20 protein-coding genes are annotated in these 22830 nt (G+C 61.2%); 7 read left to right on the top strand and 13 right to left on the bottom strand.

All coding sequences use genetic code 11. The annotated features are described in order from the left end of the window. A partial coding sequence (locus PHU01S_RS13140) for a 5-oxoprolinase subunit C family protein (protein ID WP_507763350.1) occupies positions 1 to 413 on the bottom strand: 413 nt, incomplete at its 3' end. Positions 414 to 707: 294 nt separating this feature from the next. Then, complete coding sequence (locus PHU01S_RS13135) at positions 708 to 1604, bottom strand: helix-turn-helix transcriptional regulator (protein ID WP_127507943.1); 897 nt, start codon at positions 1602 to 1604, stop codon at positions 708 to 710. Between the two features lie 126 nt (positions 1605 to 1730). Here PHU01S_RS13135 and fabF point away from each other — a divergent pair, with 126 nt between their 5' ends. Continuing rightward, positions 1731 to 3059 carry a beta-ketoacyl-ACP synthase II gene (gene fabF, locus PHU01S_RS13130; protein WP_127507941.1) on the top strand — a complete coding sequence of 443 codons (1329 nt, stop codon included), beginning with the start codon at positions 1731 to 1733 and terminating at the stop codon, positions 3057 to 3059. A 137-nt stretch (positions 3060 to 3196) separates the two neighbouring features. On the opposite strand, the gene pxpB is transcribed toward fabF, so the two are convergent. Then, positions 3197 to 3955, bottom strand: a complete 759-nt coding sequence (gene pxpB / locus PHU01S_RS13125) for a 5-oxoprolinase subunit PxpB (protein ID WP_127507939.1) — start codon at positions 3953 to 3955, stop codon at positions 3197 to 3199. Between the two features lie 266 nt (positions 3956 to 4221). Here pxpB and PHU01S_RS13120 point away from each other — a divergent pair, with 266 nt between their 5' ends. Genes PHU01S_RS13120 through PHU01S_RS13100 form a run of 5 tightly spaced genes read left to right on the top strand, consistent with a single transcriptional unit; the run spans position 4222 to position 9633 of the window. Next, positions 4222 to 5103 (top strand): ATP-binding cassette domain-containing protein, encoded by an 882-nt coding sequence (locus PHU01S_RS13120; RefSeq protein ID WP_048744749.1) that lies wholly within the window; start codon positions 4222 to 4224, stop codon positions 5101 to 5103. Next, complete coding sequence (locus tag PHU01S_RS13115) at positions 5094 to 7352, top strand: hypothetical protein (RefSeq protein WP_127507937.1); 2259 nt, start codon at positions 5094 to 5096, stop codon at positions 7350 to 7352. The genes PHU01S_RS13120 and PHU01S_RS13115 overlap by 10 nt, the downstream gene beginning before the upstream one ends. A gap of 3 nt (positions 7353 to 7355) precedes the next feature. Beyond that, positions 7356 to 7943, top strand: a complete 588-nt coding sequence (locus PHU01S_RS13110; protein WP_021881956.1) for an RNA polymerase sigma factor — start codon at positions 7356 to 7358, stop codon at positions 7941 to 7943. Beyond that, complete coding sequence (locus PHU01S_RS13105; RefSeq protein WP_048744746.1) at positions 7927 to 8772, top strand: hypothetical protein; 846 nt, start codon at positions 7927 to 7929, stop codon at positions 8770 to 8772. Before PHU01S_RS13110 ends, PHU01S_RS13105 begins: the two co-directional genes overlap by 17 nt. Before the next feature lie 18 nt (positions 8773 to 8790). Beyond that, positions 8791 to 9633 carry an ATP-binding cassette domain-containing protein gene (locus tag PHU01S_RS13100; protein WP_021882385.1) on the top strand — a complete coding sequence of 281 codons (843 nt, stop codon included), beginning with the start codon at positions 8791 to 8793 and terminating at the stop codon, positions 9631 to 9633. Here the strand turns inward: PHU01S_RS13100 and PHU01S_RS13095 are convergent. Continuing rightward, entirely contained in the window at positions 9614 to 11068 is a 1455-nt protein-coding gene (locus tag PHU01S_RS13095; RefSeq protein ID WP_127507935.1) for a vWA domain-containing protein, read from the bottom strand. The genes PHU01S_RS13100 and PHU01S_RS13095 overlap by 20 nt on opposite strands. A gap of 192 nt (positions 11069 to 11260) precedes the next feature. Between PHU01S_RS13095 and PHU01S_RS13090 the strand changes: the two genes are divergently transcribed. Next, on the top strand, positions 11261 to 11563 hold the full coding sequence (locus tag PHU01S_RS13090) for a hypothetical protein (RefSeq protein WP_127507933.1): 303 nt from the start codon (positions 11261 to 11263) through the stop codon (positions 11561 to 11563). A gap of 279 nt (positions 11564 to 11842) precedes the next feature. Here PHU01S_RS13090 and PHU01S_RS13085 read toward each other — a convergent pair whose 3' ends face one another. The 9 genes from PHU01S_RS13085 to PHU01S_RS13045 form a co-directional block, all read right to left on the bottom strand. Continuing rightward, complete coding sequence (locus tag PHU01S_RS13085) at positions 11843 to 12451, bottom strand: hypothetical protein (protein ID WP_127507931.1); 609 nt, start codon at positions 12449 to 12451, stop codon at positions 11843 to 11845. A gap of 72 nt (positions 12452 to 12523) precedes the next feature. After that, on the bottom strand, positions 12524 to 12763 hold the full coding sequence (locus PHU01S_RS26325) for a hypothetical protein (protein WP_218032448.1): 240 nt from the start codon (positions 12761 to 12763) through the stop codon (positions 12524 to 12526). 107 nt (positions 12764 to 12870) lie between these two features. Further along, positions 12871 to 13794 (bottom strand): amidoligase family protein, encoded by a 924-nt coding sequence (locus tag PHU01S_RS13080; RefSeq protein WP_164763062.1) that lies wholly within the window; start codon positions 13792 to 13794, stop codon positions 12871 to 12873. A gap of 426 nt (positions 13795 to 14220) precedes the next feature. Next, entirely contained in the window at positions 14221 to 15264 is a 1044-nt protein-coding gene (mglC, locus tag PHU01S_RS13070) for a galactose/methyl galactoside ABC transporter permease MglC (protein WP_048744764.1), read from the bottom strand. A gap of 31 nt (positions 15265 to 15295) precedes the next feature. After that, the gene (locus PHU01S_RS13065) at positions 15296 to 16807 is read right to left on the bottom strand and encodes a sugar ABC transporter ATP-binding protein (protein WP_049869380.1); all 1512 of its coding nucleotides are present in this window, start codon (positions 16805 to 16807) and stop codon (positions 15296 to 15298) included. A 237-nt stretch (positions 16808 to 17044) separates the two neighbouring features. Then, the gene (locus PHU01S_RS13060) at positions 17045 to 18091 is read right to left on the bottom strand and encodes a galactose ABC transporter substrate-binding protein (protein ID WP_048744733.1); all 1047 of its coding nucleotides are present in this window, start codon (positions 18089 to 18091) and stop codon (positions 17045 to 17047) included. Between the two features lie 120 nt (positions 18092 to 18211). After that, positions 18212 to 19183 carry a substrate-binding domain-containing protein gene (locus PHU01S_RS13055; RefSeq protein WP_164763061.1) on the bottom strand — a complete coding sequence of 324 codons (972 nt, stop codon included), beginning with the start codon at positions 19181 to 19183 and terminating at the stop codon, positions 18212 to 18214. Then, positions 19176 to 20984, bottom strand: a complete 1809-nt coding sequence (locus tag PHU01S_RS13050) for a sensor histidine kinase family protein (protein WP_246029223.1) — start codon at positions 20982 to 20984, stop codon at positions 19176 to 19178. The genes PHU01S_RS13055 and PHU01S_RS13050 overlap by 8 nt, the downstream gene beginning before the upstream one ends. An 8-nt stretch (positions 20985 to 20992) precedes the next feature. Continuing rightward, the gene (locus tag PHU01S_RS13045) at positions 20993 to 22648 is read right to left on the bottom strand and encodes a response regulator (protein WP_048744730.1); all 1656 of its coding nucleotides are present in this window, start codon (positions 22646 to 22648) and stop codon (positions 20993 to 20995) included. Positions 22649 to 22830: the final 182 nt, after the last annotated feature.

Genomic DNA, 22830 nt, shown 5'->3' with positions numbered 1-22830 from the left:
GCGCGGACATCGGCGCTCCGGCTGCCGAGCACCGGCGGCTCGGCGATGCCTCCGGCGACGGCGAGATAGGCGCGGCAGCCGCGGGGCGCCCTGCCGATCTCCAGAAGCCGGCCGGGCATCACATAGACGGTCCGCCACGGCGGCAGCGGAACGCCGTCCACGCTTGCCTCCATGTCCGCGCCGGCAAGGGCGCAGAGCAGGCCGTCCTTGCCTGCCCGTAGAGAGGGTCCCGACATCGTCATCTCGAGCGCCGCGGCATCCCTTCGGTTGCCGGCCAGCAGATTGGCGGCCTGCAGCGACCAGCAATCCATCGCGCCTCCAGCCGGCACTCCCTGCGAGCGCCAGCCCGGCCTTCCCCGATCCTGGACTTCGAGCAGCATGCCCGCCTTGACGATTTCAAGCTCCGTTCGCACAGCCCCCACCTCCCGCAACGATTCGACGGCCCAAGCAGCCTGCCCCGAAAGCATCGGCCGTCTGTCCAACTTCGCCAGCATCCGCTCCGGACTCTGCGGAGCAGTCGGCATCTGCAGCGGCCGACAGCTCATCCGCTCGCCTGCGCCCTGCCTGCTCGGATGGCAACAGATTCCACCTTACCAGTGTAGCTCAGCCTCTCCGGATAAGCTATCCAAGGCTGCGGCCGATCGCCTGTGCGGCTGCCCGCAGCTCCATCCCGGCTGCCGTTCCGGCACCTGCCGCCACGGCAGCGCTCATGACTCTCCATCGGACGCTTGCCGTCCATTTCCCCCGCTCGCCAAGCTCCTGCCTGTCTCCATCAGCCGAGCCATCTTGCGGTCCGTCCCCGTATCCGGCGCCGGCGTATAAATGCTGCAGCGAAGATCCTGCCCGCCTTGAACGCGCAGGCTCGTCAGCTGGAACTGCATCCGTCCCGCCTTGGCATGCCGGAATTCCAGGATGACCTCCGGCGCGGTGCTGACCCGGCTCTCCTCCCACAGCTCCCCGAACCGGGGATGCTTGGCCTCCATTTCCCGAATGAAGCCCTCATACCAGTCGTCATCCGCATACTGCCCGTAATAGGAACGGAAGATAGCCAAGTAGCCGCGCACGAATTCATCCCAGTTGACGGCCAGCCGCTGCAGCTCCGGACGGGTGAACAGCAGCTGGATCATGTTCCTCGCGTCGGGCGGAATAATCCCGAAGTCGAGAAATACTTTGGCGGCGGCTTCGTTCCAGCCGACGATTCGGCATCTCCGGTCCGAAAAGACAGCCGGACAGCTGACAAGCTGGTCCGCAATCAGCCGCAGCGCGGGCGACAGCTCCTGCGGACGGGATTCGGGGGCGAGCTCCTCGCCCTCCGCTGTCCCCTCCATCGCCAGCGCAGCCAAATACCGCCGCTCGTCGGCATTCAGGCGCAGCGCCTTGGCGACCGCATCCAGCACCGAAGCCGAGACGCGGATATCCCGTCCTTGCTCTAGCCAGGTGTACCAGGTCGCGCTGACGTCAGCCAGCTGAGCCACCTCTTCCCTTCTCAATCCAGGCGTGCGCCTGCGGCCCCCTGCCGGCAGTCCTGCCGCCTCGGGAGAGAGCGCCATCCGCCGCGATTTCAAAAAAGCCGATAAAGCCTCCAGCCTTGCTTTCCGGTTCATTGATGTCTCCTTTCGCCCTCCATATGCCTTATCCGGGTAGTGTTTATTCTAGTATAAACGACAACTTGTACTAGGATAACAGCTATGCCAAACTGCATGTAAAGCAAAGCCGAGGAGGAATTTCACATGAAGCCAGCTACATCCGAAAACCGTGAATACAGGGCCGCGGAATCGCCATCCCGGCCTGCGGAGCATCAGCGCGGTACGGCATCCGGCGGCCGCCGCGTCGTCATTACCGGCATGGGAGCGGTAAGCCCGCTCGGCTGCAGCGTGCCGGCGCTCTGGGAAGGCTTGTCCGCCGGACGCTCCGGAATTCGGCGAATCGATGCTTTCCCGTCGGAGACCGGCCGCGATGCCATTGCCGGAATCATCCCGGAGTGGGACGGCGAAGCCCGTTTCGGCCGCAAGGAAGCCCGGAAAATGGACCGTTTCGTCCAGTTCGCCTTGGCCGCGGCCGAAGAAGCGGTCCGCCAGGCAGGCCTATCGGCGGAGCAGCTGTCTTCGGAGCGGGCAGGGGTATATGTCGGCTCGGGCATCGGCGGCATCGGCACGCTGATCGAGCAGGCCCGCATCCTGGAGGAGAGAGGTCCCGGCCGCGTCAGCCCGGCGCTCGTTCCGATGATGATTGCAAATATGGCGGCGGCCATGATCAGCATCCGCTACGGGACGCTCGGCCCGTCGCTCGCTCCCGTAACCGCCTGCTCGATCGGCAATACGGCAATCGGCGAAGCCTTCCGTCTGATCCGCTTCGGCGGAGCGGACATCGTGCTGGCCGGCGGCGCCGAAGCGGCGCTGACGCCTGTCGCGCTCGCCAGCTTCGGCAACGCGACTGCCCTCGCCTCTCCTGTAGGCGATCCCGCCGCGGCCAGCCGTCCCTTCGACGCGCTCCGCACCGGCTTCGTCATGGCCGAAGGAGCCGGCATCGTCGTCATGGAGCCGCTGGAGCATGCCTTGGCGCGCGGAGCGGAGCCGCTGGCCGAGGTGATCGGATACGGCGCCACCTCCGATGCCTATCATATCGTAGCTACGGAGCCCGCCGGCCGCGGGGCCGCCGCCGCGATGAGGCTGGCGATGGCCGAAGCCGGTCTGGCGCCTGACGATATCGGCGTCATCAGCGCCCATGCCACCGGCACCGGCGTCGGCGATCTGTCCGAGACCGCAGCGATCAAGAGCGTCTTCGGAGACGATGCCTACCGGATTCCCGTCACGGCCAACAAATCCATGACCGGGCATATGCTCGGAGCGGCAGGCGGCGTGGAGGCCATCGCCCTGGTCCAGATGCTGCGCGAAGGCCTCGTCACGCCCACTGCGAACCGGACCCACCCCGATCCCCAATGCGATCTCGACTATGTGCCTCTTCACGCGCGCAAGGCGGAGCTCCATGCCGGCCTATCCAATTCCTTCGGCTTCGGCGGACATAATGCGGTCATTGCGCTGTCCAGATACGAGGAATAACGGCTCTTCCAATATGGCGCAGCAGGGACGCGTTCGGTACCGCCGGAATCCGCTGGAGCCGGGCTGCCGGCCGCTCCTGCGAGCTGTTCGACGTCATACCATCCAATGAAGCGACGGACCGGTCTTGCGCCTGCGGCTTATTCCGGTACGAACCGGACACGGTCGCCCGCTTGCAAAAGCGAAGGCCTTTCCCTTCCAAAATCCGCAAGCCTGGCTTCTGTGCGTCCGATCAGCTGCCAGCCGCCGGGAGATGCCGACGGATACACGCCCGTCTGCCCGCCGCCGATGCCGACCGATCCTGCCGGCACCAGCGGACGGGGCGAGCTTCTGCGCGGCTGGGCCAGCTCCGGCGGCAGCCCGTCCAAATAAGCGAAGCCCGGCAGGAAACCGATCATGACGACCCGGTAGAGGGGAGCGGAATGAAGACGGACGAATTCCTCCGCCCCGAGGCCGCTGCGGAATGCCGCTTCCTCCAGATCGGGACCGTCTGCGCCGCCGTAGCGGACCGGAATCCGGACGATGGCGGCTTCCTCCCGACTTCCCCTTGAGGGCTGCGCCGCCAATCGTTCCCTCATCATCTCGCCGGCAAGCTCATAAGGAAGAAGCAAGCCCGTGCCCGGATAGTCCGGGCCGGGCTTCATGCTTTTCATGAGCCGAACGGGATCGTACACGGCAAGCAGAGTTTCGTAGGCGGGAACGGCGTCGAGCAGCCAGCTCCATCGCGCCTCCTCCAGCCAGCGGGCGGCGGAGGCCAGTCGATCCTGCAGCGGCGCTCCATCCGGATCTGCCTGATGCAGGCTGATCATCATCGCACGGTCGCCCGCCGGCTCGACCTTATGGGCGCAAGGAGCCGGACTTCGCCTGCCTATTGCTTTCTTCTCCTGTTTTTCATCCATTTTCAACTATCCTCCCTGCAGCTTCCCGCTATCCTTCAGCTCCCCAAAAGCCTGCTTTCCAAGCCGGTCCGCAACGTCGATCTCTTTCTTCTATTCTTATATTAGTCCTTGCCTCGGCCGAATCCTTCATCCCGGAACGGCCGGCATCGTCGCCTGGCAGCCGGCTGGCCGCTCCCTCCCCACTGGCAGGCGGCGGAATGTTATAATGGAGGACAAAGAAACTTTTTGACACGGACAGTCGTCATTTGCGCAGGAGGATCAACACTATGCTTTCCGTCCATACGCTTGGAAAACAATATAAAGACCGGTGGGCTCTTCGGCCCCTGTCCCTTGAGCTCGGCAAAGGCATGCACGGCCTGCTCGGACCGAATGGCGCCGGCAAGTCGACGCTCATGCGCCTGCTGGCTGGACTGCTGCCGCCGACGACCGGCGACGCGATGCTCGGAGGAAGCTCCGTCCGGGATTTCAAGGTCAACGGAAGCAGGATCGGCTATTTGCCGCAGACGGTGCGGATGCTTCCTCAGTTTTCCGCCCGCAAGTGGCTGGCCCATGCCGCCTCTCTTCAGGGAGGCAGCCGCGCCGAGCGGATGCGGCGGGTGGAAGAGGTGCTGGAGCAGGTCAATCTCCGCCAGGAAGCCGACGAGCCGGCGCGCTCCTATTCGTACGGAATGATCAAGCGCTTGGGCGTCGCCCAGGCGCTGCTCGGCTCCAAGGATCTGCTGATCGTCGACGAACCGACGGCAGGGCTCGATCCCGAGGAGCGGATCCGTTTGAGACGGGTGCTGGCCGAGGCGGCCGCGACCCGGGTCGTGCTGCTCTCCACGCATGTGCTCGGCGACATCGGGGCAAGCTGCCGCGAGGTCATCGTGCTCGGCGAGGGCAGGCTCCTGCATCATGGCAGCACGGAAGGGCTGGCCGGGTTCGCGGAGGACCGGACCTGGTCCTGGGAAGCATCCGAAACGGAATGGCGCCGGATGCCGCTTGAAGGCCTGTTGTCCGCGAGACGCACCGAGGAAGGCATCCGCTGCCGGGCGTTATGCGACCGCCCTCCGTCTCCGTTCGCGGAGCGGGTGGCGCCGACGCTGGAGGAAGGCTATCTTGCGCTTGTCAGCCGCAGCAAGGAGGACGCGGACGCCTCATGGCTGTGATTTTCAGGCAAGCCGCATTGGAACTGAAGTCTCTGCTGCTGCTGCGCTGGACGCTGCTGCTTCCGTTCGGAGCCGGCATATGGATGCTCCTGCATACGTATTCGCCCAATCCGTTGTCGTCGCAGGACGTCAATCTGTACGCCTCCTCCACGCATGCGATGCTGCTGACGCTGACCACCGCGATTCCGCTGCTGCTCGGCGTCCTGCTCGTTCGCAGAGATCTGCTGCATCCTTCCGGCGAGTGGCTGTTCCGGCTTCCGCTGAGCGCATGGGGCTGGATGTGCGCCAAATGGATCGGCGGCTTCCTCTACATGTCTCTCTATATCGCCGCCATCAACGCCGCTTATGCGGTCTCCGCACTCCGCCACGCCTTGCCGCTGGCCTCCATGGCGTCGGAGATTGGAAGGTTCGCCCTCCTGTATGTGCAGTCCTACGGAATTTCGCTTGCCCTCGGGCTGTTTCTCGGTTCCCTGCTGCCGCTGCGTTTCTCGCTTCCCGCCGCGTTCTGCGCATGGGTGTTCGGCTCGCTGTTCCTTCAAGCCTATGTCGTGAAGGTTTATCAATGGGTTTGGCTGAAGGCGTTCTACCTCCAGCCGCTGCTGGATTCCGATCTGGCCGGGCATGAGGTCTGGTCGTCCGTGCTGGCAGGACCCGAGCTTCGCCGCCTGGCCCCGTTCATGGCGTTCTCCGCGCTGGTCCTGCTGACGGCGGCAAGCGCCTTGCTCGGCAGGGCCAAGCCGCCCCTTCGCCCAAGAAAGCCATGGCTCGTCTCCATCGCCATGCTGCTTGCGGCCGGAGCCGCCTTCATTCCCTATGCCTCGCTTGTATCCGATCGGACGGAGCATATGGAATCGCTGGCAGCAGCAGCTCCCGCTCTCGGCCAGGTGAAGGATCAGAACGCCTACCGGTTCCAGTTGGACAGCATGAAGCTTCATATCGCTCGCCGGGCGGGAGGAAGTGTGGAAGCCGATGCGGAGCTGTCCGTTCCGACCCCCCGGGGCCGGCTCGAGGCGGCGGACGGCCGAAGCAAGCTTCAATACAAGCACCCGGGCGAGATGACGCTGCTGCTGTATCCTTCGATGTCTGTGCGGTCGGTCCGGATCAACGGCAACCCCGTCTCCTGGGAACGCACCGGGGATCAGCTCCGAATCCGCGAAAGCCTGCTTGATCCGGCCCTGCCCGTCCAAAGCGTGGAAGTCGGCTACGAAGGGGATTGGAACGAATGGCTGATCGGCAGCAGCGGCAGCGAAAGCTTCCTCGCCTTCTCCCGGGGAGACGGGCTCTACCTGCCGGCAAGCATCGGATGGTATCCGCTTCCCGGCGGCGACAGCCTGCTTGCAAAGGATGCCGACGGCTCCCTGATGGATCGGCCGGGCTCCTCCCTCGTCAAGCCGATTGCCTACGACCTGACGATGGAAGGCTTCCGCAGCTCCCTGTTCGCGACGATTCCGCCAGCCGGCGGCAGCGGCAGCAAGCTTCAATTCCAAGGAAGCGCCCGGGACGGCATTACCGTCATCGGAGGCCGCTTCTCGGTCGTGCAGGATCCGGAATCCGCGCTGTCCATCATCACGACTCCCGGCAATATCCGGGAAGCGGAGAAGTTCCTCGACCGGTTCCGCCAGAGGCGGGAAGGCCTGCTCGAGGCAGCAGGCAGCTTGGCTCCGCTGCGCCAGGTCTTTTTCTTCCCGATGGATCTGATCGGCTCCCCTGCCGAATCCGCCATCAAGACCCGCTCGTGGTATGCGGAGAACGACACCTTCTTCATCCCCGAGACGGAACACCGCAATCTTGACAGCTACGCGGAGGACGCGATGAGCTCTCTGCTTCTCTTCGGCGATACGGGCCGCGGAGCCGAGCCCGTGCGCAACAGGCGCGGCAGCGTCCCGCAGGAAAAGGAATCCATGGCGCTCGAGATCCGGACCGCTTATGCTTATCTGTACAACCGGGAACGGGGGTCGGCATCCGCCTACCGCCTTGAAGCGGCCGGCACTCCTTATTGGGAAGCCATCCGCAAGCTGATCGACGCCGCATACGAACGAGGCCATGCCTCGCTGATCCGGGAGACGCTGTCCCGTCTCCGGGAGCGCGGACTCGCCTTGCCCGAGCCGGCTCGGACGCCGGCGGGAGAACGTTCCGCGGCTTCGTACACGCCCCGGATTACATTGAAGGAATTCATGCAGGAATGGAACCGGCTCATGCCGGAGGACAGCCTGCCGACCATAAACGATCAAGCCGGCAAGGAGGAATGAACCGTGACGGACGAAGAGCTGGTCCAGGGAATGATGGAAGGAGACCAGGCCTGTTTCGAAGCTTTGGTGCACCGCTACCACGCCCCTTTGTCCGGGTTCCTGCAGCGGCAGCTGAAGGATCCCGGGAGGGCGGAGGATGTTGTGCAGGAAACGTTTCTCAAGCTGATCCGGCAGCTCAAGGACCGGAGAAATCCCGAGAACGTGCAAGCCTGGCTGTATCGGGTGGCCATGAACCAATGCCGCGACTATTGGAAGAGCTCCGCTTACCAGACCGACCGCAACCGTTTCGGAGAGCCTCCGGAACGCAAGGACGAGCGTCCTTCGGTCGTGGAGCTTGCCGAACGGCAGGAAACGCGCCGCGAGATCAGCCAATCGCTCGAGGAGCTGCCGCAGGTGCAGCGGGAGGTCGTCATGCTGCGCTTCTATCAGGATTTGAAGCTGCAGGATATTGCCGACGTGCTTCAGTTGCCGCTCGGATCGGTCAAAACCCATTTGTACAAAGCGCTTCGCAGGCTGAAGACAAGGCTGGCGGGCGACAAGAACGCGCGGGTGCGCGCAGAGGGAGGGAAGCAAGATGGAATTGCCGAATGACAAGGAATGGATGGAGCTGGAGAAGGAACTGCGGGAGCCTCTGTCTTCCCTGACGGTCCGTCCCGTGACGGCCCAGGATACGACCCGCCTGCTCGCGGCGCTGCAGCCGGCCTTCGACGGGCTGAAGCCGGCGCTCGGCGGAGGCTCGGCGGCCGATTGGCGGGCGGAAGCCTCCTCGGCGCATAAGCGCCCGTCTCTGGCCAAGCTGCTTCGCACGCAGCTGAGCGCCTACTCGAGAGCATACTGGCTGGCAAGCCTCGGCGTATTCCTGATGCTGCTCTATGTGCTCCCGGCAGGCATGGAAGAGGAAGGCTGGTCCGGCCTGACGGACATCAGCAGCAAGCTGTCGCTGTTCCTGCCGATGATGTTCCTCTCCGGACTGCTGTACAGCTTCCGCAGCTGGAACAAGGAAATGCGAACGGTCGAGAGCATCACTCCCTACCCGCCGGCTCTGCTGCTCATGGCCAGAGTCATGATCGTCGGCGGATTGAACGTCCTCTTCGGAATCGCTGCCTCGCTGTACATGGCTACCAGAATGGACAGCTTTCCCGTCCTTCCGTTCATGCTGCAATGGATGTCGCTGATTCTGCTTATCGCGGGAGGAGCCTCCTACGTCATGCTGCGCGCAGGCGTCAAGATGGCGTTTGTCATGGGATCGGTGTTCTGGATGGCGTGGAATGTGATGGAGTATGCGCTGCGCTCCCCCGTCTCCGGGCAAGCGGCTCCGGATGCGATCCGCAACGCCATCTACTGGAGCTGCCTTGGAGCGGGCGCGCTCATGACGCTGCTGTCCTACAGACGCAGCCTCGTCATCAAAAGGGTCGTATAGGGAGGCCGTGACTTCGCCATGATCGAACTGAGCGGCATTCGCTGGCAAAGGAGGAGCTTCGTCCTTCAAGTTCCGCGTCTCGTGCTGAAAGAGGGCATTACCGTGCTGTCGGGATCCAACGGTTCGGGCAAGTCCTCCCTGCTCCAGCTGCTGGCGACGGCCGAATTCCCAGACCGGGGCTCCATCCGCTACGGGACGCTGACTCCCGACAGGGACCTTGCCTCCATCCGGGCTTCGATCGGTTATGTGCCTACCGGCCTGGAGCTGTACGAGGATATGAAAACCGAGCGTCTGCTCAAGTATTTATCCGAGCTCAAGGGAGAAGCCGGAATGACGGAGACGGACAAAGTGATTGCCCAGTTCCAGCTGGAGCCTTACCGGCGCCGCGCCATCAAGACGCTGCCGCAAGGCATCCGCCAGCGGATCGCGCTCGCCCAGTCCGTCATCGGCTCGCCGGATTATCTGTTTCTGGACGAGCCGCTCAACGCGCTGGACTCGCTGGAGAGGCTGCGCTTCATTCGTTTTCTTGCCTTGTATGCCCGCAAGAGAACGGTCGTCGTGTCCTCGCATGAGCTGAACGAATGGGAAGCCTGGGCTACCCGCGTGCTGTGGCTTCATGAAGGCAGGCCGGGATTTCTCGGCTCTGCCCGCGAATGGACCGGAGGGCTTCCCCTCTCGGTCTGGCAAGGCACGGTCGATGCCTCCCGCTATGCCTTGCTGCCTGCGGAATCGATGCTTCAGGTACGACCCGAAGGAAATTGCCGCCGGGTCCGCATCATATCCGCGGAATCCCCCGGACCGGAGTTCGAGGCCATGGAGCCGACTCTGGAGGATGCGTATTTCATCCGATCGAGGCGCTGACGTAACGGCCGATCAGATCCGCAAGCAGATCGTTGAGCGGCATGATCTGCGGGGTGACGCCCTCCGGCTTCTTGTGGCTGTCGCCGATGCCGCTGTCGTCCGTCAGGAACACATAGGTTCCTCCGGTCGCGACGGCAAGCGTGCGCATGAGCATCTCCGTCTCCAGATCCGCCCCGCTGGCGGCGACCGGAATGATGCGGATGCCTTGCTTCGCCGCCTCGGCCGCCATCAGGCGGATCCGCTCCGCCGCCGCTTGTTCCCGATGCGGCGGAGCGTCGAGCACGAGCAGAAGCAGGCGCGCCCTCGCGCTCTTGCTCCAATCGTGGCCGGAGACGGCGTTCTCCAACGCCTCGTCCACTGCCTCCGGGTAGTCCTGGCCGCCGTCCGCTTCCTGGGCCGCGATGCGTCCCTGAGCCTCGACGACATCGGTCGTGAACGGGAACGGCCTCACGACGTATTCATCATGCCGGTCCCGGTAAAAATTCGGGCTTACCCTGATTTCGAGGGTTTGCCCGTTTTTCTTTTTCACCTGACGGACGACGTTGCTCAGCTCTTCCGACAAATACTTCAGCTCGTCGGCCATCGAGCCGGTCGCATCGACCATGAGCATGAGATCGAGCACCTCGGACGGCTGCGTGCCGCTTCCGTCCAGGCTGATCGCCGCCGTCCCGGCTTTCCAGTCCGATTGCTCCAGCGTCCGGGACGCCGGACTGCCGCCATCCGGAGAAGCCTTGACCCGGCAGGAGGAAGCTTCCGGAGAGAAGCCGCCATTGGACTGGCCATTGTCTTCCAATTCGCCTGTGCCTTGCGGAGCGGCCGGTTCATCCCCGAAGCCCTCCCGCCCGATCAAGTCCCGGGAAGACGCCAGCGCCGCGAACAGATACGCTCTGCCCGTATTGTCCGTCCGGGCCGACCAGCCGTCATCCTGTCCGCATTGGAGCCTGACCGGAACGTCGACGGCCGGCGAGCCGTCCCGTGTGACGCTGACGACCATCCGATAGCGGGTATCGAATCCCCAGAGCCGGATGTATCCGCTCCCTTCTCCGCCGCTGCTCAGGTCCTTCCACTTGCTCCAAGCCGCATGATCATTCCATTCGCCGGCCGTCAGCATGCCCGGCTGAGGCTCGGGATTGCTTTTTTTGTTTTCTGCCGGAAGGCTTTCGCCCATCTCCGACTGGGCGATGCTTATGTCCTTGGAACCTTTGGATTTCTTCGAAGGTCCGTTGTCCATGGCTCCCTCTCCGGCTGAAGAAGCCATTGCCTGAGAGGCTGCATCGCCGCTTACTGCCGCAGGCGCACGGCTATGGGAGCCGGTATCTGCGGATATCCCGTGCCGTTCCCCGCCGGCCTCCGAAGAGCATCCGGCCAGCAGGATCAGGACGGCAAGCCCTGCCGCCATGCTGCCTTTCGCGCGTTTTTCTCTCTTCAGCCGCATCGTGAATCCCCCCAAAGCTCAGCAAACAATTGGATTCTCCATCCATATCCGCTGTTTTCGTCCAGACGCCCCGGGCAGCCAAAAGGTTGCAATGCGGACTGTCCGTCCTTACAATCGGAAACAGATCTAATCGCGGGTCCATCCTGAAAAAACAAACCTGCACCTGAATCCATTTCTAGGAGAGAATGCGCAATGGAAACCTACCGGCTGCTGACGCTTGAGATTGAACATGGGGAATGGACACGCCGCCTGAACATGGAATCGGCCGATCTGGTCGTCGTGACGGAGGCTGGATCCCGCCTTTGGTATGTCGATGTGAATGGAATCCGGGACGAGGAGCTGCTCGATTATTTCTATACAGCCGCCGATATCCAGATCAGCCTGATCGCACGGACAACCGACGGCAGGGCGCTCCAGGGCCTGGCCTACTTCCATGCCAACAAAGCCCACCATGCCGCCGCTCTGCGCGGGGATGGTGAGCTTCGAGGACTGTAGAATTCATGGGGCAGGCCAGATGCCCTTTAATGCCTGCCCTGCTGAACTAAATGCAGCGGCGTATCCGTGCGGATCGTCGCTTCGGATTAGCCTAGATACGAGAATCCAGGGAGGCAGGGATTAAGAATCGTGCTCAGCGCTGTTCCAGCTCGCTGACCTTGTCCTCCAGCTCCCTCACTCTTCGGGTCAGCTTATATACCGGCCAATACAACACAATCAGCATGACCACCGTAGAGATTATTTGCCCGGTCGAATACATCTCTTTTCCTCCCCTGCAAGCTATGCCAACCTGCTCCCAATCCCGGCCAGACGGTCCAGCAAGGCCGACAGCTCCAGCGCCTGAAGCTGCTCCAGCAGCTGCGTCTTGGGACTGGCGTGGCCGGTCAGCGACGAAGCCGCCGATAAATCCGTCAACAGGGCTGCATTCCATTCCGCGCCCCTCTTCAGCTTGCGGACAAGCGCTTCATCCGCGATGCCGCCTCCGTCAGCCAGCTTGATTGCCTCCGCCTGCAGCCGCTGCGCGTCGGGATGGCCTCCGGCCACACGAAACCAATAGTTCGCGTTGCCGTAATCCCCTTCCATCCGATGCATCATCCCGTGCAGATAGCTTCCTTCGGTCGTATCCAGATTCTGCGCCAGCTCATGGGAACGATCCAGGCTGCCGTTCCACAGATGCAGGCCGGACACAAGCGCCAGCAGGCGCAGCCGTTCCTCTCCGCCGGTTTCGGCGGCCTCCGGTTCGAGCAGCTCCGCCTCGGCGCGATCAAGCAGGCGTTCCAGCTCGCCGCTGCCTCCGGCTCCGTCCGGAGCTAGCGGAAGCCGGCTGCGCTGGCCGCGCAGCTCTTTCCATGTCGATGCCAGCTCTTCCTTCCTCTTGCCGATGTCCATATTCAATCGCTCCTTTTTCGTCCTTGAATTGAAGCCGCATCCGCATAGCCCGGAAGCGGATGATCCATCGATTTAATTCAAGTTATTCTCGAGAACGAAAAAATGGCCGAAAATGCCTACAACGCTGATCTCGCCGCCGTCTTCGAGCTGCGTCCGCGCTTGCATGTACGCAATGTAGTTGCCAATCTGCTCCGAACTGGATTTTTTGGAGCCCGGCAGGCACTCCGGATCATACACCAGGCATTTGACTCCATGCTCCTGGCTCAAGTAACGATGATAATCATCATCCGACGGTACGGTAAAAGCCGCCATCAACAGCAGGATGATGAATAGATACCCCAGATGACGAGCCTTGATTTTCCGTCCCTCCCATGCTGCTAGGCGTCTGCATTCTCGAATTGAATCGATTGTATCGAAATCTATCGGATTTGGATTCTTTCATTTGGATGGAATCTTTCCCATCCCGAAGCCGTGGGGCGCCAATCATATTCCCATTGCTCTCCTCCCGGAAATTCAATGACCGTTCTCAGACCGTCCGGTACGGGAAGGATGTGGTGCAGCTCCGCCTCTGGCGCCAGCATGGCGATCAAAGGCGTGAATACGGGAATCATGGCTTCCTCCAGCCACATTCTCTCCTTGAACCAGCGCGGCGGCTCGATAGGAGGAGGATATCCGCCAAACGGCGCGTTCAGCGCGGCTGCCAGCTCCTCGGGATTATCCGGCAGAGCGGCTCCGGCTCCTACGGCTGCGACGAAACGCAGGCAGAGCTCCACCGTGCGCATGATTTCCCCATAATCAAGAGAGCCGTTGGCATAACGGATCTCGACCGTTCCGATGTCGAACCAGGGCCGGATATTAATGCCGCAGCGATGCGATTGCGGCCTGCCGAAATGCCTGACGGCTAGCGGATCATGGCTGGATCGGAATGCTTCGGCCATGGCCTTCGCGACAGGCGGGCAGTACAGCCTTCGATGCGGACTCGACCCAAGCAGCCTGGCAAGCGCATCCTGGCATCGCAGCGCCGCTTCAAGAAGAGGCAGCAGGATGCTCTCGCCGTATGCAGCCAGCTCCACATGCACATGGAGTCCGCAGCTCCAGTTCGCGGCGGCGCCTTGAGCGGCCAGCCGATCCAGCATGATGCGGAGCTGGCCGCGGTCCTCCCAGCGCAGCGGCGGCGGCTTCAGCTCGCTGCCCGACTTCATGCCGGTCTCGTCGATCTGCTTCTCGTCCAGCGACATGATCCAGCCCGGCAGCAGCTCCAGCTCCTGCGGCCTGCCTCCGATAAATTCGATTTCAACTCCAAAACGCAGCTCTTTCCACTGGTTTTCCAAGTCCGTTGTCATGCTTCTCCTCCTTTTTTTGATCCTCCGGTTAATAAGAGAACCAAATAGGAAGGCGGGCCTCGAGATTAACGAGGAATTTTGTCTCTCATCATCGATCGCACCTCCTGCCTGCATGAAGAAGCATTCTTTCTTCTTTATCGAGCTTCTCAGCCGTTTGTGAAGATCGTTGTCCCTTAAAGGATTCTTTGCCTTCCGATTCAATCCCTCGTGTTTTTTCGCCGCCGCCGAAAAAGTTCATATTTTCTTCCTTGTCTCCAGGGTTCCAGCATGCTTTTACCTTATTATACCATCCCAAGTCTTGTAAGTGGCCATCGCCATTTTCGTCGAAGCCTGATTCTTTGGAGAGGCTGACCTCTATTGATCTCCATAATCGAAAACGGCAGCCGCATGGCTGCCGTCTCCCGTTCCTCTACGCCGGAATTCCGATTAGCGTTTCGCTACATACTTGCGGATGTCGAAAGCGACCGCCGCGACGATGATCAGCCCTTTGATGATCAGCTGCCAATACGGGCTGACGCCGATGAACGTAAGGCCGTAGTTGATGACGCCGAAGATGAGGACGCCGGCCATGATGCCCGGCACGGTGCCGATGCCGCCGGCCGTCGATACGCCGCCGACGACGCAGGCTGCGATGGCGTCCAGCTCGTACATGTTGCCGGTGTTGTTCGTCGCTCCGCCGGTACGGGCAGCCTCAAGGACTCCGCCTACGCCATACAAGGCTCCGGCGATCGCATAAATGAAAATCAGATTGCGGGCAACGTTGATGCCCGATACATGTGCGGCTTGGACGTTGCCGCCGATGGCGTACATGTTTTTGCCCAGCCGTGTTTTGTTGAACAGAATCCAGCAGACGATGCCGATTCCGATGGCGATCAGGACAATATACGGCAGCGTGTAGCCGCCTCCGAAGTCGATATAACCCGAGCCTAGCTTCTTGAAGTCATCCCGCAAGCCGGCGATAGGCTGCGAGTTGTTGGGATCGCTGTCGAAATACAGCGAGTTGAGTCCATACACCGCCACCATGGTGCCGAGGGTAGCGATGAACGGAGGCACCTTCAGCTTGGCGATGATGAAGCCGTTGACGCAGCCGACGAGCACGCCGGCCAGGATGCCGATGAGAATCGGCCAGCCGATCCAAATTTCATGCAGGTCGGGATAGAACTTGCTCGCGTATTTGTCCATCTGCAGCATGGATGCCGAGACGACAGCCGTGAGGCCGACGACCCGTCCCGCCGACAAGTCGGTGCCGCCTGTAATGAGGATGAAGCCTGCTCCAAGAGCGATGATCGCCCGGGTGGAATTCTGCTGCAGAATATCCCGCAGAGTCGAGTAGGCGAGGAAGTTCGGGTCCATGATCGCGATTGCCACGACCAGCAGGATCAGGACGAGGAAGATCGCTCTCTGCGTGACGAGATATTTCAGGTAGTCAAGGACGGCCCGGCCGGCCGGTTTCTTGGCTGGAGTATTCATTTGCGTGCTCATAGTCGTTCATTCCTTTCTGCTAAGCCATCCGCTGCTGCGCGGCGAGGCGCATGATTTCCTGCTCCGTTGCCTTGCGGCCGTCGAGAATGCCGGTCATCCGGCCCTCGCTCATGACCATGATCCGGTCCGACATGCCGAGCAGCTCCGGCATCTCCGAGGAGATCATGATAATGCTGCGGCCCTGCTTCGCGAGCTCGGCGATGATCGTGTAGATTTCGAATTTGGCCCCGACGTCGATGCCGCGGGTAGGCTCATCGAGCAGCAGGATATCCGGATCGGTAAGCAGCCATCTGGCGAGCAGCACCTTCTGCTGGTTGCCACCGGACAGGTTGCGGATCTGCGTGTCCACGTTCGGTGTTTTCGTACGGAATCGGGCGACATTCTCAGCCGCCTCCCTGCGTCCCTTCTTCTCGTCGATGAGGCCGAAGGCGTTGCGGTAGCGCCCCATGTTGGCGACAATCGTGTTCTCATAGACGGATAGCACCGGGAAAATGCCGGTCGTGCGGCGCTCTTCGGTGAGGAGCGCGATTTTATGCTTTTTGGCGTCAGCCGGCGATTTGATGGCTACTTTCTTGCCGTCGATGGAGATCGTGCCCGTCTTGAGATGCCGCAGGCCGAACAACGCTTCGATCAGCTCCGTGCGCTGGGCGCCGACCAGGCCTCCGACTCCGAGGATTTCCCCTCGGCGCAGCTCAAAGCTTACATCCTTGAAAGACATCGGATTGGAGGAGGTCAGCCCCTCGGCCTTCAAAATGACCGACGATGGCGTATTCGACCGCTCCGGGAACCGCTCGCTCAAATCGCGGCCCACCATGCGGCTGATGATCAGATCCGTCGTCAGTTCCTCGGCATCCCAGGTGCCGACGTATTTGCCGTCCCTCATAATGGTGACTTCATCCGAGATCCGCAAAATTTCCTCCATTTTATGCGAGATATAAATGATGGAAACGCCGCGGCTCCTCAGCTTGTGGATGATTTCGAACAGCTGCTCGACTTCGTTGCCCGTCAAGGAAGAGGTCGGCTCGTCCATGACGATGACCTTGGAATGGAAGGAGACGGCTTTCGCGATTTCCAGCGACTGGATTTTGGATACGGACAGCGACCCGGTCAACTCATGGGGGTCGATGTCCAGGTTCAAATCCTGCAGCAGCTCTTTCGTGTCGCTCAGCATGCGCCTGTGGTCCACGAACATGAGCCAGTGCATCGGAAAACGGCCCAGCCAAATATTTTCCATGACGTTGCGATGCGGAACGGGATGGAGCTCCTGGTGGATCATGGACACTCCGTGCGAGAGAGCAGCTTTGGAGTTGGGAATATCCACCCTCTCGCCGCCGAGGAGAATTTCTCCTTCATCCGGCTTGTAGATGCCGAACAGACATTTCATCAGGGTGGATTTGCCGGCTCCGTTCTCTCCCATCAGCGCATGCACTGTGCCGGGCCGAACCTTGAGGTTGACCTTGTCGAGCGCCTGCACGCCGGGGAAGGCTTTGGATATGCCTCTCATTTCGAGCAAATAGGGTGAGCTGATCATCGCTGCACCTCCTTGATTACGTTCTAGGTTCTGGCGCGGGCCACAGCCCGGCCATTTCCAGCCTGCCATGGCTGCGAACGCGTCGAACGGCTCCGCCGTCTGCAAGACGGCAAAAGACGATTTCATCGCCTGACCGAATCGCCGCTCGGGGACAGGCTCCCGTCAAGAGAGCAAAAGGGCCCGCTTGTTCAAGCCGCGAGCCCTTCGCGTTTCTATTTCCTGCATGGAGACTCAGAATTACTGAGCGTCGGCTACATTGTCCTTGGTGATCTTTTTGTAGGCGATCCAGACGTATTTGCCGTCCGTAATGTCGTAGCCCGTATTGTCCTTCGTAGGCGTCTCGCCTTTGGCCAATGCCGTCGCCAGCGCAACCGTAGCCGCGCCCTGGTTTTTGGCGTCGTTGAGCACCGTGCCGAGCAAAGTGCCGTCCTGCAGCGCCTGAATGGCCGGGGCCGTCGCATCCACGCCTACGACCGGCATGAACTTGCTGCCTGTGAAGTAGCCGCCTGCCTTGAGGGCTTCGATCGCGCCCAAGGCCATGTCGTCATTGTTCGCGAGAACCGCTTCGATTTTGTCGCCGCGGGCTGCGAGCCAAGTCTGCATCTTATCCTGGCCTTTGGTGCGGTCCCACATCGCCGTATCCTGCTCCAGCTTCTCGACCTTGATGCCTGCGTCCTCGATCGCCTGGATGGAGTACTTCGTGCGCAGCTCGGCATCCTGATGCCCCGGCTCGCCCTGCAGCATGACATACTGCAGAATGCCGTCCTTGTTCTTGTCCGCTTCCGGATGGGCTTTCCAGTAGTCGACGATGAGCTGGCCTTCCAGCGTGCCCGATTCCTCGGCTTTGGCGCCGACGTAGTAGACTTTATCCCATTTGTTCATGTCTTCGGCGACCGGCTCCCGGTTCAGGAAGACGACCGGGATGTTGGCCGGCTTGGCTTTGTCGATGATGACGCCGGCTGCCGTGCGGTCAACCGGATTGATCGCCAGAGCCTTGTATTTCTTGGAAATGAACAGATCCACTTTATCGTTCTGCGTCGCCTGGGCATTCTGGCTGTCGACGATATCCAGCTCCGCCTTGTCCTTGGCCGCGTTCGTCATCGCATTCCGGACGCCTGTCATGAAGGTATCGTCGAACTTATAGATCGCCACGCCGATTTTCGGCTTGTCGCCGCCGCCGTTGCCGCTTCCGGCGTCGCTGCCGCTGTTGTTGTTCGAGCCGCAGCCCGCAGCCGTAACCATGACCGCCGCCATCACTATGGCCAATGTCGCTCTTTTTTTCATATCCTTTGACCTCCCGGTTCTGTTCTCCTCTTTATTATGAAAGGGTTTGCAGAAGATTCGAATAGAAGATTTTCATCTGTTTTATCAAAATCTTCATGTGATTCGGCTCGGATCCTCCTTTCACTTTACGAAAGGGAACAGAAGCTTCTGATTGTCCATCCAGAACATGCTGTCCGGATTCACGACCTTCGTATCCAGCGTGACGGTGCGGTCGGCATGGCCGCCTTCCAGCAGCTCATGCGCCTGCTGCATGCCGAGATACCCGGCGTTGAAGCCGCTCTGCACGACGAGAATGTCGATGATTCCGTCCTGAAGCAGCTCCAGCTGAGGAACCTCGCTGCCGAAGCCGACGATCTTGACGCGGCTGGACAGCCCCCGCTTCACGGTTTCCTGCGCGGTGCTGAGCACTCCCTGCTCCTGCAGGGCGACTACGCCGTCAGCCTGCTCCATCAGCAGGCGCGCCGCTTCGGCGCAGCCGTCCGGGGAGCTTCCGCAGGAATAGCCGGTATGCACCGTAATTTCTTTGTGTCTCCCCAAAGCCTCCACGACCCCCAGCTCCCGCTGCTCATATCCCGGAGCCGCGGAATCCGAGCCGAGCAGCGAAACGATTCCTTTGCCATGCAGCAGCTCCGCCATCGCCTCGCCGGCCATCCTTCCCGCTTCGCGGTTGTTGATCGATATGCTGCTCGCGACCCCCTCGACCGGGTAGGTGTCGTTCAGCGTCACGACCGATGCCCCCGCCTTGCCCGCTTCCGCGGCAATGAGCCGGAGCTGCTGCTCGCTGTCGGGGTCAAGCAGAAGGACCGACGCGCCCAGGGCGATCGCCCTTTGCGCAGCCTTGAGCTGGCCCTCCTCGCCGGAGTCGCTGACGTTGGCGTCCATATAGAGGAGCTGGCTGCCGTATTCCTTCGCCGCCGCCTCCGCCCCAAGCCGGATGGAATCGGCAAGCGCCCCGCTTCTCTGCGGAGCGATGAGCGCGATCTGCGCTTCGGCAGGCTTCTCCTTGCTTGCGGCGCCCGCGCATCCCGAGGCGGCAGCGGCCAGCAAGAGCAGAGACAGCCATCCGCACGCCGCGGCCAAACTTCTATTCATGGTCATCGACCTCCTTGATCGCCGGCATCCGGACCCATACGACCGTTCCTTCCTCCAGCTCGCTCTTGAATTCCAGGCCGTACGGCGCTCCGTAATAAAGCCGGATGCGGTCATGGATGTTCCTCACCGCCACTCCGGAGCCTTTGCCCGTCGCCGAAGGCTCGCGCCCCGCATCCGGCACGGAAGCTCCGTGCAGCAGCAGGGCTGCCTTGACGGAATCCATCCCGGCTCCGTTGTCCTCGATCCGGAACACGAGCATCCCGTCCACGACGTCCGCGGAGATGTCGATCGTTCCCTCCTCCACGGAATATTCCAGTCCATGCTCGATCGCGTTCTCGATCAAGGGCTGGAGCACGATTTTCGGCGTCATGCAGGCTTCCGCTTCCTCGGTAGCGGTAATGGAGAACCGGAACTTGCGTCCGAAGCGCATCTGCTGGATGACCAGATAATGATGGGCGTGCTCAAGCTCGTCGCGGGCCGAAATGACATTCTGCCCTTTGCTCAGGCTGATCCGGAACAGCTTGGAGAGCGAGGTGATCATCGTGACGACCTCTTCTCCCCGGCTCATCGCGGCCATGCGGACGACGGAGTTCAGCGTATTGTACAGGAAATGGGGATTGATCTGGGCTTGCAGCGCTTCCAGCTCATGCTTGCGCTTCGATTCCTGCTCCTGGACGATCTGCTTCATCAGCTGGCGGATCTTATGGATCATCAGGTTGAACCGGCGAGACAGCCGCTCCACCTCAAGCGGCCCCTCGACCGGCAGCTCCACGTCGAAGTTGCCCCTCTCCACGGCCCGCATCGTCCGCTCCATGCGCTTGATGGGACGGACGATGGACATCGCGAGCAGCATGCTGACGAGCACGACAAGCACGAGAACGCCGGCCACGACGCGGACGAGATAGCGGTTGACCTCCTCGCGGCTCGTCAGGATATCGTCCATGTACGAAACCCCGATGATTTTCCAGCCGATATTGGCGACGGATTTGACGGTGATGAGACGCTTGTTCCCGTTCATGTCCTCCACATAGTCCGAAGAAGCGACGAGCGCCTGCTCGACATTCTCGCTTTTGAGCCCCATATAGATGAGCTGCTGCTGGGGATGGTAGACGATGTTGCCTGCGCCTTCGTCGATGATATAGGCATAACCGCGATGGCCGAGGCTGATCCGGCTGCACAGCTCGTCGATCTGCTTGAAGTTCATGTCCACGAGCAGGATCACCTCCTGCGGCTGGCCGTCGCGGACGACGGTGATCCGCTTGCTCATGGATACGACCCACTGGTAGGAGCCTTTGTATAAATTCTGGATATGGGGGAGCGAAAAGCTGAGATGATCCGGCACCCGGACCGCCGCCTGGAACCATCCCTGGCCGGTCGCGTTGGCGCTCGGCCTGAGAGCGGCTGCAGGACGGTTCTTGAGCAGCTTGCCGCCGCTGTCGAACAGCGTGATCGAGACGATGTCGTCGCGGCTGCCCATCAGCGTGTCCAGCTGCTTGTCCACCTGCTGGCCGTCCCATTCGCCGTTCTTCAGCATGTTGACCTCGATGGCTCTGTAAAAACCGGCCATGCCGCTGATATAGTCCTCCAGGTTGTAGCTGACCTGGTCGACCGTCTGCCTGGCGGCAAGAAAGGCGCTCCGCTCGGTGGAAGCCGAAAATTTCTCGTGGAGAAGGACGGCTACGGTCGTAATCGCGACCACGATCATGATGGAGAAGGACCAGATGACGATGGACTGGATGCTGCTCACCCGCGATTTCCGCAGCTTCTGCTTGATCCAGCCCGGCATTTCCAGCCGGAACATTCCGCCCCTCATCCTTCCTGTCCGGACGGACTGACGTCCTTCATCCGGCTCCGGTATTCCTTCGGCGTGCTGCCGGTATGTTTCTTGAAGCAGAAGCTGAAGTAATTCGGCTCGGAGAAGCCGATGCGCTCGGCGATCTCGAACGCTTTGAGCTCCGTCGTCCGAAGCAGCTCCTGCGCCCTTTCCATGCGAAGCTGCATGACGTATTGGAGGAAGGTCAGCTTGACCTCCTTCTTGAACAAGCCGCAGAAATAGCCGGCGCTGATATGAAGATGGGAGCATACCATCGGAATCGACAGATCCGAGTCATGAATGCGTTCCCGTGTAAAGGACATCGCCTCTTCGATCAGATCGCGGTAGGCATGCTGCCGCTTCCCGGAGATTTTGCCCATGACGGCCCCGCACATCTCCGTTATCCAGCGGCGGGCTTCGGCCAGCCCGGTCATCCGGACGAGCTCGGCATAGGGCTGGAAGCCGGCGCCGAGCACATCCTCCATGTCGACGTCGGAGGACTGGGCGGTACGCCAGACCGTCGTCAGCACCTCGCTCAAGTAGAGCTGGATGCCGCTCGAAGCATGCTCCGCCCTGATCTCCCCGAAGATCGTCTCAAGGACCGTTTCCAGCTCCTCCGGGGTTCCGACCTTCAGGCAGCGGGACAGAGCCTGCTGCCGCAGCTCATCGAGCAGCAGAGGAGAGGAGCCTCGCCTCTCCACATCCTCGATGAACAGAATTCGGCCGGTGCCGGGAACGAGCCGGTAATCCAGCGCGAGCAGAGCCTCGTCGTACGATGACTTGATGCCGCTCAGCCCGCCCTTGGCCGCTCCGGAGCCGATCGTGACAGGCATGCGCAAATAATGCTCGACGCTGCGGACGATATGCTCCAGAGCGTTTTGCAGCCTCTCCTTCCAGGACTCGTCCGTCTTGCCGAAGCCAAGCAGAACGACATGGTCCTGATGGATGAACGCCGTTCCGAATTCCCTGCCCTCCCATATTTCCCCGGCAATATTGAGCACGGCGAACAGCTTGAGATCGACATCAGGAGAAGTTCGCAGAGATTGGACCGCCTGAGCAGGCAGCTCCGCCTCCGCTGCGGCGCTGTCCAGACTGATGACCGAAACGGAGCAGCCCTCTCCTTCCAGGCTCAAGCCGTAATGGCGGGCCTTATCCCGGATGACCGGCTCCGGAAGCTTTCGGTGCAGCAGGGAGGAAAGGAAGTTGGCCTTCAGCAGGGGAAGGCTCGTATGATAATGCTCCTTGAGCTTGCGCATGTCCTCCCGCTCTGCGATTTCAAGCTCCATGCGCGTTTGCAGCTTATGCAGCAGCTCGGTCAGGCTCGCAGCCGAGAACGGCTTGAGCAAATATTCGTCCACGCTGAGAGAGACGGCTTGCCGGGCATAATCGAACTCGTCGTAGCCGGTCAGGATGACCGTTTTGACAAGAGGCGATTCGGCCTTCAGCCTGCGGACCAGCTCCATCCCGTCGACGAACGGCATCCGAATGTCTGTAATGACGACATCAGGCTCCAGGCGCTGGGCAAGCTCAAGCGCTTCCAGGCCGTTCTCGGCTGTGCCCGCTACGGTGAATCCGCAGGCTTCCCAATCGATCTCGCTCAGCAGGCCTTCCCTCACGTCGGCTTCGTCATCGGCCAGCAATACGCGGTACATCCCGATTCCTCCTTATGGCAAGCGGCTCGCCTTAGGTCATGAAGCCGCTCTCATTTTGCTTTTGCAAGCTTCCCGTGGGAAGCTTCATCAAGATATCAGGTTATGCCGCGGCTGTAAATCTCCTCTTTTTCGTCGGGCGGGACCGCTTCCATCCAGAAGGCTCCCTCTGACTCGGACTAAAG

Origin of the sequence: Paenibacillus humicus NBRC 102415 (genome assembly GCF_004000905.1) — a bacterium.
In the GTDB taxonomy this organism is placed as follows: Bacteria; Bacillota; Bacilli; order Paenibacillales; family Paenibacillaceae; genus Paenibacillus_O; species Paenibacillus_O humicus.
The sequence above is the reverse complement of the archived record's forward strand: the minus strand, read 5'-3'. Positions and strand labels throughout refer to the sequence as shown.

Bases quoted from the DNA above. Each gene is read 5' to 3' on its own strand.
- mglC (WP_048744764.1), bottom strand. From the start codon at position 15,264: ATGAATACTCCAGCCAAGAAACCGGCCGGCCGGGCCGTCCTTGACTAC.
- PHU01S_RS26325 (WP_218032448.1), bottom strand. From the start codon at position 12,763: ATGGCGGCTTTTACCGTACCGTCGGATGATGATTATCATCGTTACTTG.
- PHU01S_RS13105 (WP_048744746.1), top strand. From the start codon at position 7,927: ATGGAATTGCCGAATGACAAGGAATGGATGGAGCTGGAGAAGGAACTG.
- PHU01S_RS13115 (WP_127507937.1), top strand. From the start codon at position 5,094: ATGGCTGTGATTTTCAGGCAAGCCGCATTGGAACTGAAGTCTCTGCTG.
- PHU01S_RS13090 (WP_127507933.1), top strand. From the start codon at position 11,261: ATGGAAACCTACCGGCTGCTGACGCTTGAGATTGAACATGGGGAATGG.
- PHU01S_RS13060 (WP_048744733.1), bottom strand. From the start codon at position 18,091: ATGAAAAAAAGAGCGACATTGGCCATAGTGATGGCGGCGGTCATGGTT.
- pxpB (WP_127507939.1), bottom strand. From the start codon at position 3,955: ATGGATGAAAAACAGGAGAAGAAAGCAATAGGCAGGCGAAGTCCGGCT.
- PHU01S_RS13100 (WP_021882385.1), top strand. From the start codon at position 8,791: ATGATCGAACTGAGCGGCATTCGCTGGCAAAGGAGGAGCTTCGTCCTT.
- PHU01S_RS13080 (WP_164763062.1), bottom strand. From the start codon at position 13,794: ATGACAACGGACTTGGAAAACCAGTGGAAAGAGCTGCGTTTTGGAGTT.
- fabF (WP_127507941.1), top strand. From the start codon at position 1,731: ATGAAGCCAGCTACATCCGAAAACCGTGAATACAGGGCCGCGGAATCG.
- PHU01S_RS13095 (WP_127507935.1), bottom strand. From the start codon at position 11,068: ATGCGGCTGAAGAGAGAAAAACGCGCGAAAGGCAGCATGGCGGCAGGG.
- PHU01S_RS13065 (WP_049869380.1), bottom strand. From the start codon at position 16,807: ATGATCAGCTCACCCTATTTGCTCGAAATGAGAGGCATATCCAAAGCC.
- PHU01S_RS13055 (WP_164763061.1), bottom strand. From the start codon at position 19,183: ATGAATAGAAGTTTGGCCGCGGCGTGCGGATGGCTGTCTCTGCTCTTG.
- PHU01S_RS13120 (WP_048744749.1), top strand. From the start codon at position 4,222: ATGCTTTCCGTCCATACGCTTGGAAAACAATATAAAGACCGGTGGGCT.
- PHU01S_RS13045 (WP_048744730.1), bottom strand. From the start codon at position 22,648: ATGTACCGCGTATTGCTGGCCGATGACGAAGCCGACGTGAGGGAAGGC.
- PHU01S_RS13050 (WP_246029223.1), bottom strand. From the start codon at position 20,984: ATGTTCCGGCTGGAAATGCCGGGCTGGATCAAGCAGAAGCTGCGGAAA.
- PHU01S_RS13085 (WP_127507931.1), bottom strand. From the start codon at position 12,451: ATGGACATCGGCAAGAGGAAGGAAGAGCTGGCATCGACATGGAAAGAG.
- PHU01S_RS13135 (WP_127507943.1), bottom strand. From the start codon at position 1,604: ATGAACCGGAAAGCAAGGCTGGAGGCTTTATCGGCTTTTTTGAAATCG.